At 68.3% G+C, this 13,584-nt stretch carries 8 protein-coding genes; 1 reads left to right on the top strand and 7 read right to left on the bottom strand.

The features are described from left to right. The first annotated feature begins 25 nt into the window (after positions 1-25). Positions 26-1,219, top strand: coding sequence for a globin domain-containing protein (locus tag U9J41_RS15785; RefSeq protein ID WP_322403138.1), 1,194 nt, complete (start codon positions 26-28; stop codon positions 1,217-1,219). Positions 1,220-1,403: 184 nt separating this feature from the next. On the opposite strand, the gene U9J41_RS15790 is transcribed toward U9J41_RS15785, so the two are convergent. From U9J41_RS15790 to astA, 7 genes are all read right to left on the bottom strand, one after another. Continuing rightward, positions 1,404-2,276, bottom strand: coding sequence for a head GIN domain-containing protein (locus U9J41_RS15790; protein WP_322403139.1), 873 nt, complete (start codon positions 2,274-2,276; stop codon positions 1,404-1,406). 135 nt (positions 2,277-2,411) lie between these two features. Beyond that, on the bottom strand, positions 2,412-3,527 hold the full coding sequence (locus U9J41_RS15795) for an NADH:flavin oxidoreductase/NADH oxidase (protein ID WP_322403140.1): 1,116 nt from the start codon (positions 3,525-3,527) through the stop codon (positions 2,412-2,414). Between the two features lie 201 nt (positions 3,528-3,728). Then, positions 3,729-4,736 (bottom strand): succinylglutamate desuccinylase, encoded by a 1,008-nt coding sequence (locus U9J41_RS15800; RefSeq protein WP_322403141.1) that lies wholly within the window; start codon positions 4,734-4,736, stop codon positions 3,729-3,731. Between the two features lie 4 nt (positions 4,737-4,740). Beyond that, positions 4,741-9,498 carry an NAD-glutamate dehydrogenase domain-containing protein gene (locus U9J41_RS15805; protein ID WP_322403142.1) on the bottom strand — a complete coding sequence of 1,586 codons (4,758 nt, stop codon included), beginning with the start codon at positions 9,496-9,498 and terminating at the stop codon, positions 4,741-4,743. Positions 9,499-9,726: 228 nt separating this feature from the next. Continuing rightward, on the bottom strand, positions 9,727-11,082 hold the full coding sequence (gene astB, locus U9J41_RS15810; RefSeq protein ID WP_322403143.1) for an N-succinylarginine dihydrolase: 1,356 nt from the start codon (positions 11,080-11,082) through the stop codon (positions 9,727-9,729). Positions 11,083-11,086: 4 nt separating this feature from the next. Then, the gene (astD, locus tag U9J41_RS15815) at positions 11,087-12,553 is read right to left on the bottom strand and encodes a succinylglutamate-semialdehyde dehydrogenase (protein ID WP_322403144.1); all 1,467 of its coding nucleotides are present in this window, start codon (positions 12,551-12,553) and stop codon (positions 11,087-11,089) included. After that, a complete protein-coding gene (gene astA, locus U9J41_RS15820; protein WP_322403145.1) occupies positions 12,546-13,577 on the bottom strand; it encodes an arginine N-succinyltransferase in 1,032 nt (343 codons plus the stop codon). The genes astD and astA overlap by 8 nt, the downstream gene beginning before the upstream one ends. Between the last annotated feature and the right edge of the window lie 7 nt (positions 13,578-13,584).

The following is a 13,584-nucleotide window of genomic DNA, read 5'->3' on the forward strand; positions in this document are numbered from 1 at the left end:
TAAATGCATAATTAAAGGAACCAAGATGATTTCCGAAGCATCCCGCCCCTACATCGATGCCAGCGTCCCCGTCCTGCGCCAGCATGGCCTGACGATCACCAAGCTGTTCTACACGAACATGCTGGGTGCGCATCCCGAGTTGACCCGCATCTTCAATATGGGCAACCAGGCAAGTGGGGCGCAGCAGCAATCGCTGGCATCGGCGGTGTTCGCCTATGCGGCCAACATCGGCAATCCGGGCGCGCTGGGTCCCGTCGTCGAGCGCATCGTGCACAAGCACGTGTCGGTCGGCATCCGCGCCGAGCACTACCCGATCGTCGGCAAGCACCTGCTGGACTCCATCGCCGCCACGCTGGGCGACGCCGCCACGCCGCCGCTGCTGGACGCCTGGAAGGAAGCGTATAACTCGCTGGCCAAGCTGCTGATCGAAGCGGAAGCGAAGATGTACAGCACGGCCGGCATCCAGCCGGGCGAAACGCGCCCGATGCGCGTCACCGACGTCAAGACCGAAAGCTTCAACGTGCTGTCGATCCGCTTCGTCCCGGCGGACGGCAAACCGGTTTCCGCGTTCAAGCCGGGCCAGTACGTCAGCGTCGCCGTCGACCTGCCGGGCGGCCGCCACCAGCTGCGCCAGTACAGCCTGTCCGATGCGCCCGACGGCGAGAGCCTGCGCATCTCGGTCAAGCGCGAAGACAGCATCGACGACACGCCGGCCGGCGAAGTGTCGAACTGGCTGCACGCGAACGTCAACGTCGGCGCCACGCTGCAGGTATCGCACCCGTTCGGCGAATTCACGCCGGAGACGGAAGGCGACAAGCCGCTCGTGCTGCTGTCGGCCGGCGTCGGCATCACGCCGATGGTCTCCGCACTGAAGCGCGTGGCCGGCGTGAATCCGCAGCGCCGCGTGATCTTCGCGCATGCCGCCCGCGATGCGGCCCACCATGCGCTGCGTGCGGAAGTCGACGCGCTGCAGGCCGTGATGCCGAACCTGTCGGTCGTGACGTTCCACGAAGACGCGCGAGGCGCCGCCGGCGTCATCGCGGGCCGCATGGACGTGACCAGGCTGCCGGCATGGCCGCGCGAGGACGCGAACGTGTATCTGTGCGGACCGCACAAGTTCATGCAGGCGCAGTGGCTCGGTTTGCTGCACGCCGGCGTGCCGGCGGGGCGCCTGTATCGCGAGGTGTTCGGGCCGGAGCTGCTGGATCACCTGCTCTGAACCTGCGTGCGTCGAACGCGTGGGCGGAGGCAATGCCCCCGGCATTACCTCCCCGCCCACCCTACGTGCTCTCGTTGGGTGGGCACCCCGTGCCCACGCATCCCACCACGCACCCGCGTAGGGTGGGCACCCCGTGCCCACGCGTTCCGCCACCCACCCTCGGTGCCCACGCATCCCACCACATTCAATTCACGACCTGGATGAGCGTCCCGCGCACGGTCCGCTGCGCGGGATTCCCGTACACGCGGATACCGCCGGACCCGCTGTTCTGCGCGACCAGCGACTGCTTCACGTTCGCCGTGATGCCGCCCGATCCCGTCGCCGACAGGTCCGCCTGGTCGCTCGCGAGGTCCGCCAGGTCCAGGTGACCGGACCCGTTCGACCGCGCCGCCAGGCTGCGCACGGCGCCCGCCACGCGCAGCTGACCCGAGCCGTTCAGGTTCGCCGTCACGTGCTCGCCCTGCATGCGGCCGACGACCAGCCGGCCGGAACCGCTCATGGACACGGTGCCGCCGCCGCTCTGCAAGGTCGCCGCGTCAATGCTGCCCGAACCGTTCATCGCCGCATCGAGGCTGGCCACGCGGCCCGTCAGCAGCACCGAGCCCGAGCCCTGCTCCGCCACCACGAGCGGCGCGCCGTTCAGGTCCTGCACGGTCAGGTGGCCGGAACCGTTATGGCGCACGTCCGTCAGGCGCGGCACGGTATAGGTCACGCGCACGGCATGATTGGTGCGGAACGACCGCTCCTTCTCGATGACGAGGCGGTCGCCGCGCAGTTCCGTGCGGATGAACGGCAGCAGGTTGCTGTCCGCCTCCACGACCAGCGACGTGGCCGGGCCGACGCGCACGTCGACCGTGATGGTGCCGTTCACTTCCAGTCCCGGCACGGTGGCGATCGTGCGCTCGTCGCGCGCGAACGCGCCGTTGCCTTCGACCGAATCGTTGGAGAACGGCGTGCGGACCTGGTAGTCGCCATCGCCGTTCGGGTTGACGATGATGGCGCAGCCGCCGAGGACGGCGCAGGTGATGGCGATGGCGATGGCGAGCGGAGTACGCATGAAGTCCCTTTTCTTGTTGTCAGTGGATGGCGCGGCAGGGCCGACCATGCCACTGTAGCAAGGGCATCCGGCACCTGCCCGCGGGATGCGACAGGCGGTAGAAAAGACGGGACGAACGGTCGCGACGGACGACGGTCAGCGCTGGCCCAGGCGCGTGTCGCCGAACAGCTGCTTGAATTCGTGCGGCTGCGAGCGCCAGTACTGCGGCGGCGCGCTGACCGTCGCCCCCAGTTCCGCCGCCGCGTGCCACGGCCAGCGCGGGTCGTACAGCATGGCACGCGCCAGCGCCACCATGTCGGCCTGGCCCGTCTGCACGATGGTCTCGGCCTGCTTCGCTTCCGTGATCAGGCCCACGCCGATGGTCGGCATCGACGTCTGCGCCTTGATGCGGGCGGCGAATTCGATCTGGTAGCCCGGGCCGACGGGGATCTTCTGCTGCGGCGACACCCCGCCGCTCGACACGTGGATGAACTGGCACCCGAGCTTTTCGAGTTCGCTCGCCAGCACGAGACTCTGGTCCAGGTCCCAGCCGCCCTCGACCCAGTCGCTGGCCGAGATGCGCATGCCGACGACCATCTCGGGCGACACCGCGGCGCGCACCGCCTGGAACACCTCGAGCGGGAAGCGCATGCGGTTGTCCAGCGCGCCGCCGTAACGGTCGTCGCGCCGGTTCGACAGCGGCGACAGGAACTGGTGCAGCAGATAGCCGTGGGCGCCGTGCAGTTCGATGGCGTCCAGCCCCAGGGCGTCGGCGCGGCGCGCGGCGGCGACGAAGCCGTCCTTCACGCGCTGCATGCCGGCCGCATCGAGCGCCAGCGGCACGGTTTCGCCGGCCGCATGCGGCATCGCGGACGGCGCCACGGTCTGCCAGCCGTGCGCATGGTCGGCCGGAATATTCGCCCCGCCCTGCCACGGCACCTCGCTCGACGCCTTGCGGCCCGCGTGGGCGAGCTGGATGGCGATCTTGATGGGGGCGTATTTGCGCATGGCGTTGACCACCGGCTCCAGCGCGGCCGCGTGCTCGTCGGACCACAGGCCCAGGTCGGCGTGGGTGATGCGGCCTTCCTCCGTCACGGCCGTCGCCTCGATGGTCAAGAGGCCGGCGCCGGACAGCGCGAGATGGCCGAGGTGGATCATGTGCCAGTCGGTCGCGAGGCCGCGGTCGGCGGAGTATTGGCACATCGGCGCGATGGCGATCCGGTTGGCCAGCTCGAGCGGGCCGAGTCGGATCGGAGAGAACAGCTTGCTCATGGGTGGTGCACTCCCTTGACGTAGGGTGGGCACCCCGTGCCCACCAAATGCATGCATAAAGGGATAGTCTAGCGCGCGCGGTTAAAACGCGCTTTTCGGGAACCGGGATACGTGCGTTGAACGCGTGGGCACGTGGTGCCCACCCTACCGTAGGGTGGACGGCTCGCCATCCACGCGTTCAACCGGCGGTGCCAGGCACGATCAATCCGCGCGGACGACCATGATCCCCGCCCGCAGCCCGACCCGCACATCCGGGTTCGGGAACACGACACACTCCTCGTCGTGCTGAACGGTATAAACCGTATCACCATCCCGTGCGATCACGTCGCCCTTCTTGAGCGGCGTGAAGTTCTCAGTGTCGCGCCCGAAGCTCATCGTAAAAGCGTCGGACAGCTTGGTGATCGACTGCGCCGTATCGAACACGATGGGCGCCTTGCCCTCGCCCGCCGTCGAACCGCGCAGCAGGCCGCGCAGCGCGTCCGCCATCGCCGCGAACTGCGCCAGGTCGTTCTGTCCCAGCGTGCCGATGCGTCCCAGTTCCACGGTGGTGCCCGCGGCCCCGTGCCGCTCGGCCGTCCAGTAGCTGTACGTGCCGGCGGAAGCCGGATTCATGATGACGGCTTCGATGCCGCCGACGCCCAGCCACGCGATCAGCGCGCGGCGCGGTTCGGCCGCGATCAATTCCGGCACGATCGCAAAACGGGGATAGCGCGACCCGCGGATCGCCGTGTGCAGGTCGAGGTGCCAGCGGCGCGGGCCGCTGCCGTCGAAAAAGTCGGCGGTCGCCGCGATCAGCGCGTCGGCCCGGCCGGCCTCGAAGGTGCCTGCCAGGTCGCCGCGCTGGTCGCGGAACATGCGGTTCAGGTCCGCATCGATGAAACGCTTGCCGGCCGCGATCGCGTCGATGTTCCCGACGCACAGCATCAGGTCCACCGCGAGTTCTTGCGGCGCGCGCGACAGCGCCTCGATGGCGTAGGCCACCATCTCGATCGGCCCCGTCTCGTCGCCGTGCACGCCCACCGACAGCAGCACGGCGGGACGATCCGGCGTAGGTGCGGCAGCCTTCACCGTCAGCACGCCCTTCGCAGGCTGGCCGACGATGAAACCGGCCGCCGCGAAGCGGCCGGCGACCTCGCCGAAGTCGGCCTGGGCCAGCGCCCGGATCGCCTTCGGCAAGGTACCCAACTGAGCGAACGAAGCGGCCGCCATCGCGTTACGCCAGCGTCGCGACGGTGAGGGCCGCGGTGCCCGCTGCGATGCGGTCCGGGCTCGAACCTTCCGACAGCGACCACACGGCCAGCATCGCCTGTTCCAGGTCGGTCGGCTGGACGTAGCCGCCGGACAGGCCCATCGCCGCCGTCAGCTCGCGCACCGCGGCCTGCATGTCGCCGGTGGCGCGGCTCGCTTCCAGCACCTCCAGCAGCAGGCGTTGCTGCGTGCGGCGCAGGGCCTGCAGCGCGTAGTTGCGCAGCTGTTCCTGCGACTTGCTGATGGCCGGCAGCTTGAGGCCGCGCTCCAGCGTGTCGATGCCGGCCTGCTCGCGCAGCACCATGCCGACGCGCAGGAACTCGGCCAGCGACATGCCCTGCGGACGCTGCACCGACACGGCCGCGAACAGGAAGGCGGCCAGCGATTCGACCGTATCGACGGCCTTCCACGCCTGCACGAACGACGACGACAGGCCGGCCTGCGCATCGGCATCCGACTTCGCCGGCATCAGCTGGCGCAGTTGCTCCGGCTGGGCGAACAGGTTCGACAGCTCTTCCATGCCGCCGGCGCCGGCCTGCTCCGCCGGCAGCGACAGCACGCCTTCGATCACGGTGCGCAGCATCACGCGGGTGCGCGCATCGACCGTCTGCGACACGTCGCGCGGCACGACCAGCGCGTCATGGTCGAGCGCCTCGAACACGGGCGCCAGGTGCAGCGCGGACCAGGCCTGGCCCCACGCTTTCACGACCTCGGCGTCGTCGATGCGGTGTTCCAGCGCCAGGTCGCGCAGCATCAGCGGGCCGCAGCGGTTGACGGATTCGTTGGCCAGCACGGTCGCGAGGATCGCATTCGACAGCGGATGCGCCAGCGGATCGCGCGTGGCGACCAGCTGTGCCGGGAAGTACGGGCGAAGGATGGTCTCGGCCCACGGCTGCTGGGTCAGCGGCAGCGCGGCCAGCAGGCGCTTGAAGCGGTTCTTGACGTTGGCGACGACGACGGCCAGTTCCGGCGTCGTGAGACCCAGGCCGAGGCCCTTGCGGCGCTGCAGTTCCGTCTCGCTCGGCAGCTGTTCCAGCTCGCGCGACACGGCGCCTTCCGCCTCCAGGCTCGCGATCAGCGCGGCATAGCCGTCGACGACGGCGCTGTTCGATTGCGCCTGCGCCTCGCGCACCAGCAGGTGCGTCTGCAGCGTGTTGTCGCGCAGGACCAGCTTCTCGATATCGCCCGTCATTTCCGTCAGCAGGCGGTTGCGCTCGCCCTCTTCCAGCTGGCCCGCGTTGACTTCGGTGTCGAGCCAGATCTTGACGTTGACTTCGTGGTCGGAGCAGTCCACGCCGGCCGAGTTGTCGATCGCATCGGTGAAGATGCGGCCGCCGGCCAGCGCGAATTCGATACGGCCGGCCTGGGTCGCGCCCAGGTTGCCGCCTTCCGCCACGACCTTCACGCGCAGCTCGTTGCCGTTGACGCGGATGTTGTCGTTGGCGCGGTCCTTGACCTGCGCGTGGGTCTCCGTGGAGGCCTTGATGTAGGTGCCGATGCCGCCGTTGTAGAACAGGTCGACCGGTGCCAGCAGGATACGGTGCATCAGTTCTTCCGGCGTGAGCGACGTCTCTTCGATGGCCAGCGCCTCGCGCACCTGCGGCGACAGCTCGATGTGGCGGGCGGTGCGCGGGAACACGCCGCCGCCTTCCGAGATCAGGTCCTTGTCGTAGTCCTCCCACGAGGAACGCGGCAGCGCGAACATGCGCTTGCGCTCGTTGAACGAGACGACGACGTCCGGATTCGGGTCGAGGAAGATGTGGCGGTGGTCGAACGCAGCCAGCACTTTCAGCTGGCGCGACAGCAGCGCGCCGTTGCCGAACACGTCGCCCGACATGTCGCCCACGCCGACCATCGTCACCGGGGTCGTGTTCATGTCGTGGCCCATCTCGTAGAAGTGGCGCTTCACCGCTTCGAACGCGCCCTTCGCCGTGATGCCCATCTTCTTGTGGTCGTAGCCGTTCGAACCGCCCGACGCGAACGCGTCGCCGAGCCAGAAGCCGCGCGAGACGGCGATGCTGTTGGCGATGTCGGAGAAGGTCGCGGTGCCCTTGTCGGCGGCCACCACGAGGTACGGGTCGTCCTGGTCGTAGCGCACGGTGTCGCCAGGGGGTACGATCTCGCCGCGCACGCGGTTGTCCGTCATTTCCAGCAGGCTCGCGATGAACAGGCGATAGACGGCTTCGCCCTCGGCCGCGACGACGTCACGCGCGGCATCCTTCGGCATCTGCTTGCACACGAAACCGCCCTTCGAGCCGGCCGGCACGATGACGGCGTTCTTGACCATCTGCGCCTTCACGAGGCCCAGCACTTCGGTGCGGTAGTCTTCCATGCGATCGGACCAGCGCAGGCCACCGCGGGCGACCGGGCCGCCGCGCAGGTGCAGGCCTTCGAAGCGGCGCGAGAACACGTAGATCTCGCGGAACGGACGCGGTTCCGGCACCAGCGCCAGGTGGCTCGTGTCGAACTTGAAGATGATCTTGTCGCCGCGATTTTCGGCCGTCCCCTGGAAGTAGTTGGTGCGCACGGTCGCCATCACGAGGTCGACCAGCGCGGCCATGATTTCCTCGGTGTCGGCGTGGTTGACGGTGGCCAGGTCGGCCTTCAGCGCGACCAGCTTGGCGTCGCCCGCTGCGCGTTCCTCGTCCGACAAGGCCGGATCGAAACGCAGCGCGAAGCCTTCCACGAGTTCCTTGACGAGCGCCGCGCGCGGGCGCAGCGTCTCGGCCATGTAGCGGGTCGAGAACTTGCTGCCGGCCTGGCGCCAGTAGCTGATGTAGGCGCGCACCAGCTGCACCTCGCGCATCGACAGGCCGCCTTCGATCGTGAGACCGTTCAGGCGGCCGTCCTCGGCTTCGTCGTTGAACAGCGCGGCGAACAGTTCGTCGGCCACGTCGACGACGCCCGGTTTCGCCAGCTTGGCGGCGGAATCCGCGTCGACGATCAGGCTCGTGATGTAGCGGCGGGTGCCGTCGGCCGTGTCGATCCAGAAGCTCTGTTCGCGGTCGATGGCGACGCCGGCGTTCTGCAGCGCCGGCAGGATGCGCGACAGCGACGGCATCGTGCCCGTCGAGTACAGGCGCAGCGACGTGACGCCCGCTTCATCCGTCTCGATGCGGACCGACACGTGGCCCTGCTGGCCGTTCGCGATGATCGCGCCGACGTCGCGGAAGGCGATTTCCGGCGCCGTCGCGGCCACGTAGTTCACGGGCAGCGTGGGCAGGATCTTGCGCAGCGCGTTGCGGGTCGGGACGTCTTCGACCGTGTCGGTCAGCGCGGTGTAGCGGTCATGCCAGCCGTCCAGCACGGACAGCAGCGGTTTCTGGATGTCGGTTTCCAGGTCGAGCGGATAGCGCGCGGCTTGCGCGATCAGGTAGACGCGGGCCAGCGGACCATCGGCGACGAGGGTCTGCGTGCGCACGTCGACGGCGCCCGAGCTGTCCTTCAGCGCCTGCGCCAGCGCCGCGACGACGGCGGCGCTGTAGCGCTCGCGCGGCAGGTAGACGAGGACGTTCAGGTGGCGCTGGTACACGTCGCGGCGGGCGAACACTTTCGCGCGCGGCTGCTTGTACAGCGAGACGACGGAGCTGCACACCTGGGCGAGCCATTCGGGGTCCGCTTCCAGCGCTTCCGTGCGCGGCAGCGATTCCAGGATCTCGAGGAATTTCTCGGCGCGGAAGCCTTCCTGGCGCACGCCGGCGATGGACAGCACTTTCGCCACGCGGCCGCGCGCGAACGGCAGGCGCGCCAGCGGGGTCGAGGTGGCGGCGCGGGTGAACAGGCCGACGAAGCAGTGTTCGCCGATCGTGTTGCCCTGCGTGTCGGTGTCGCGCACGCCGATGAAGTCCAGCGGCTGGTCGCGGTGCAGCGTGCCGGCCACGTCGGCCTTCACGATCGACAGCGTGTCGTCGCGCTTGGACAGGATCTCGAAGTCGCCCGGGATGTTCTGCAGGCAGGTGCCGTACACGGGATGCGCCGTGTCCTGCAGGACGCCGATGCGGCTCGGGATGTCGCGTTCCAGCTCGCGCACGCCCGGCTTCACGAAGTAGTAGGCGTAGCCGAACGGCTCGAAGCCTTCGTTCTTGGCCCAGTCGAGGAACGCGGCGACTTCCTGGCCGCCCGGCGTGCCTTGCGCGCTGGCCGCGGCGGCGACGGCCGTCATGCGGTCGGCCATCGCGACCGCGTCGCGGTGCACGATGGCGGCGTCGCGCGCCACCATCTGGATGCGTGCGACGAGTTCGGCGAGTTCGTCCTGCGGCAGGTCTTCGGCCAGCAGGCACAGGACATACGATTCGAGCGGCGCGCCCGCTTCGCCGACGGCGACCACGCGGCCGGCGGCGTCGCGGCGCACCGGCAGCACCGTATTCAATACGCCCGACGCGACGACGCGCTGGCGGCGCAGCGCCATCACGAACGAGTCGACGAGGTAGGGCATGTCCTCGTTCAGGATCAGCAATGACGTCGACATGCCGCAGCGCCCGTCCGTGTAGCGATTCTCCGCGATCTGGCAGCCGTCGGTCGTGCGCTGCGCCATCTGGGCGAAGGCATCCCACAGGATGGCGGCGAGGTTGCGTGGGTCGATGCCGGCGAGGTCGTCCTCGTCGAGGGCGCCGATCCAGGCACCGATCAGCGCGCCCACCTGGTCGGGGGCATCGGCCGGCTTGTTCTCGTTGACCAACGCGAGGGTTTGCGTGCGCAGATCGTGAGGCATGTCTTTGTTCATTGGCTTCTCCAAAGCGATAGTTGCGCCGGGTTCGTCACGGCTTGTGGCCACATGTTCCCGGCTTGTATGGACAGGGTTGTCCCGTCCAGATTCGTGCTTCCAGTTCCGGAAACTATTCTTTGCGTAGGGTGGGCGCCCCGCGCCCACGCGTGACGCGAGCCGTATGTTGGCCTTATGCGTGGGCACAGGAGTGCCCACCCTACATTTACGTTTATATGTTCACGTTCATCATGACAGATCATACAGCCCCGGCAAGCCGAGGATGCGTTCCAGGTCTTCCAGTGCGGCCGCGCACTCGATGGCCAGTTGCGGATCGGCCAGGTCGGTCGGCTCGACGCGGTCGCGGTAATGACGCTCGACCCACGGCACGAGGCGCGCATATAAATCGTCGGTCATCAGCACGCCCTGGTGCATCGCGGCCGCTTCCTCGTCCGTGAGCACGACGCGCAGGCGCAGGCACGCGGGGCCGCCGCCGTTGCGCATGCTCTGGCGCAGGTCGAATTCGATCAGTTCGTCGATGGCGCAGTTTCCCGACCTTCCGCTCGTCACCAGCTGCTCGAGGTAGCGCGCCACGGTCGGGACCTCGCGGCATTCGTGCGGCACGACGAGCGCCATACCGCCGTCCGGTTTCGACAGCAGCTGGCTGTTGAACAGGTAGCTGGCGACGGCGTCGGCGACCGGCACGACGCTGGTGTCCACGCGCACGGCGCGCAGGTCGGTGCCGGTGGCGCCGAGCGCGCGGCGCAGCGATTCCAGCGTCGCGGTTTCGTCGGCGAAGGCCTGCTCGTGGTAGAACAGCACGTCGCCGTTGCCGACCGCGATCACGTCGTTATGAAACACGCCCTGGTCGATCACGGCCGGATTCTGCGCCGCGAACACGGTGCGCGCGGCGTCCAGGCCGTGCAGGCGGGCGACGGCCTGCGAGGCTTCCAGCGTCTGGCGTGCCGGGTATTTCGTCGGCGCGGGTGCGGACGGGTCGAACTCGACGCGGCCGTACACGAAGAATTCCACGCCGGCCGCGCCGTGGGCGCCGGCGAAGCGCGTGTGGTTGGCGGCGCCCTCGTCGCCGAACGCCGGCGTCGACGGCAGCGGGTCGTGCACGACGAAGCGGTCGGTGTTCGCGAACAGGGCGCGCAAGGTGCGCGTGGCCTGCACGTGTTCTTCCGCGCGGTGCAGCTTATTGTTCAGGTTCGCCGCGGTGAAGTGCACGCGGCCGTCCGCCGTGTCGGCAGATGGGCTGACGGTGGCGGCGTTCGCCGTCCACATCGGCGACGCGGAGTAGGCGCAGGCGAGGATCACCGGCGATTCGCGGTACGCCTGCGCCAATACGTCGGCGTCCGTGCCCGTAAAGCCGAGGCGGCGCAGCAGCCTGAAATTCGGACGCGCCTGCGGCGGCAGCAAGCCTTGCGCGAAGCCGCGCGCGGCCAGGGACCGCATCTTGGCCAGGCCCTGCAGCGCGGCCTGGCGCGGGTTCGACGCGCTCCTCACATTGCTGAACGAGGCCACGTTGCCGAACGAGAGGCCGGCGTAGTTGTGCGACGGGCCCACGAGGCCGTCGAAGTTGAATTCGCGTGCGTTGCGCATGGTGTCAGAAGGTCAGGCCGGGCGACAATTTCGCCGGCATTTCCAGTTCGGCCGTTTCGATCGAGGCGACCGGGTACGCGCAATAGTCGGCCGCGTAATAGGCGCTCGGACGGTGGTTGCCCGATTTACCCACGCCGCCGAACGGCGCGGAACTCGCGGCGCCCGTCGTCGGACGGTTCCAGTTGACGACGCCCGCGCGCGCCTTGATCGCGAAGCGCTTCCACAGGTCTTCCGACGGCGACAGCAGTGCCGCGGCGAGGCCGAATTCGGTGGCGTTGGCGGCGTCGATGGCGCGGTCGAAATCGGCCACGCGGATCACCTGCAGCAACGGGCCGAACCACTCTTCGTCGGGGATGCCCGTCGCATCGGTCACGTCAACGATACCGGCAGTGACGAAGCCCGCGTCCGGATCGAGCTGACGCATGCGCAGCAAGACCTTGCCGCCCTGCGCTTCCATCATCGCCTGCGCCTGCACGAGGCGTTTGGCGACGGCGGCCGAGACGACGGGGCCCATGAACGGCTGCGGCTCCGCGTTCGACGGACCGACCGCCAGCTTGCTGGCGACTTCCACGAGGCGGTCGATGAAGGCTTGTCCTTGAGGCGTGTCCCGCACGATCAGGCGGCGCGCGCACGTGCAGCGCTGGCCGGCCGAGATGAACGCGGACATGACGGCGTGGTGCACGGCCGCGTCGACGTTTTGCACGTCCCACACGACGAGCGGATTGTTGCCACCCATTTCCAGCGCCAGCATCTTGCCCGGCTGGCCGCCGAACTGTCTATGCAGCGCGGCGCCGGTCTGGCTGCTGCCGGTGAACAGGATGCCGTCGACGTCGGCCTGGCCCAGCGCGATGCCGGTGGCGCGGCCGCCGTTCACGAGGTTCAGCACACCTTGCGGCAGGCCGGCCTGTTCCCACAACTGCACGGTACGCAGGGCGGTGCGCGGCGCGTATTCGCTCGGCTTGAACACGAGCGTGTTCCCCGCGATCAGCGCCGGCACGATGTGGCCGTTCGGCAGGTGGCCGGGGAAGTTATACGGGCCGAACACCGCGAACACGCCGTGCGGACGGTGGCGCAGCACGGCGTTGCCGTCGGCGACCTTGGCACTCGTTTCTCCCGTGCGCGCGGCGTGCGACTGCACCGAGATGTCGACCTTGTTCGCCATCGTCGTCACCTCCGTGCGCGCTTCCCACAAGGGCTTGCCCACTTCCTCGGCGATGATCGCGGCCAGGTCCTCGTTGTGTTCCTTGAGCAGGTCGCGGAAGCCCTGGCAGATGGCGATGCGTTGTTCGAGCGGCGTGAGGGCCCAGCCCTCGAAGGCGGCGTGGGCGGCCTGCACGGCGCGGGCCACGTCTTCCGCCGTGGATTCGTTGCTGGTCCAGGTCTGGCGGCCGGTGGACGGGTCGATCGTCGCGAGCAGCGGGCCGCTGCCGGCCAGCCATGCGCCGCCGATGTAATTCGATACGTTAGCCATGGTTCTTCCTTACGTTGAGGGTCAGCGAGCGGACAGGATCGCCCGCCTGGCAATGCAGTAGCTGGAGTTCGCGCACGGACAGGGGCACGTTGCGGCCGCCGTCGCAGGCCTGCGTGAGGACCATGCGGAAATCGTCGAGCTTCGTGTTCGACACGAGCGTGGCCTCGCCCTCGCCTTGCGGCTGGCCTTCCGCGGCCACGGTCAGCACGCTGTCGCGCACGGCGCGCAGTTCGGCCACGCGGCCCTGCAGCACGGGGCCGGCGTCGAAGATGTCGACGTAACCCTCGTAGTGCATGCCTTCCTGTTCCAGCAGTTTTCGCGCGGGGAGCGTGGAGCGGTGCACCTGGCCGATCACGGCCTGCGCGTCTTCCGGCAGGTACGCGACGTACAGCGGCTGGCGCGGCATCAGTTCGGCGATGAACGATTTCTTGCCGAGCGCCGTGAGGCCGTCGACGTGGTTGAAATCCATCTTGAAGAAATGCCGGCCCAGGCCTTCGTAGAACGGCGACGTGCCGTCTTCCGCCTGGTAGCCGCGCATCTCGGCGATGATCTTTTCCGTGAACAGGTGCTGGAACTGGGCCATGAACAGGAAGCGGCTCTTCGACAGCCACTTGCCGTTGTAGCCGGTGCGGTATTCCGGCATCAAAAACAGCGAACACAGTTCCGTCGACCCCGTGAGGTCGTTCGACAGATACAGCGTGTCCATGCGCGTAAACACGTTCAGTTCGCGGCTCGAGTGGACGAGCGTGCCGATGCGGTAGTTATAAAACGGTTCGGTCAGGCCCACGGCGGCCTTGATGGCGCACACGCCGGCCAGGCGGCCGTTGGACGTGTCTTCCATCACGAACATGTAGTCGCGTTCCTCGGGCGGGATCGTCTGCGCGAACGACGCCACCGCGGTCTCGACGCGTTCGCCCAGCATGGCGCGGTCCGGCTTCAGCGTGGTCATGCCACTGCCGACCTGGCGCGCCATCTCGATCAGCGGATCGATGTCGTTCAGGGTGATTGCGCGGATTACGAGCATGGGTTCC

Source organism: Massilia luteola (assembly GCF_034420155.1).
GTDB lineage: Bacteria > Pseudomonadota > Gammaproteobacteria > Burkholderiales > Burkholderiaceae_D > Telluria > Telluria luteola.

What these genes read in the sequence shown, in the direction of transcription:
- astA (WP_322403145.1), bottom strand. Translation starts at nt 13,577, where the DNA reads ATGCTCGTAATCCGCGCAATCACCCTGAACGACATCGATCCGCTGATC.
- U9J41_RS15790 (WP_322403139.1), bottom strand. Translation starts at nt 2,276, where the DNA reads ATGCGTACTCCGCTCGCCATCGCCATCGCCATCACCTGCGCCGTCCTC.
- astB (WP_322403143.1), bottom strand. Translation starts at nt 11,082, where the DNA reads ATGCGCAACGCACGCGAATTCAACTTCGACGGCCTCGTGGGCCCGTCG.
- U9J41_RS15800 (WP_322403141.1), bottom strand. Translation starts at nt 4,736, where the DNA reads ATGGCGGCCGCTTCGTTCGCTCAGTTGGGTACCTTGCCGAAGGCGATC.
- astD (WP_322403144.1), bottom strand. Translation starts at nt 12,553, where the DNA reads ATGGCTAACGTATCGAATTACATCGGCGGCGCATGGCTGGCCGGCAGC.
- U9J41_RS15785 (WP_322403138.1), top strand. Translation starts at nt 26, where the DNA reads ATGATTTCCGAAGCATCCCGCCCCTACATCGATGCCAGCGTCCCCGTC.
- U9J41_RS15795 (WP_322403140.1), bottom strand. Translation starts at nt 3,527, where the DNA reads ATGAGCAAGCTGTTCTCTCCGATCCGACTCGGCCCGCTCGAGCTGGCC.
- U9J41_RS15805 (WP_322403142.1), bottom strand. Translation starts at nt 9,498, where the DNA reads ATGAACAAAGACATGCCTCACGATCTGCGCACGCAAACCCTCGCGTTG.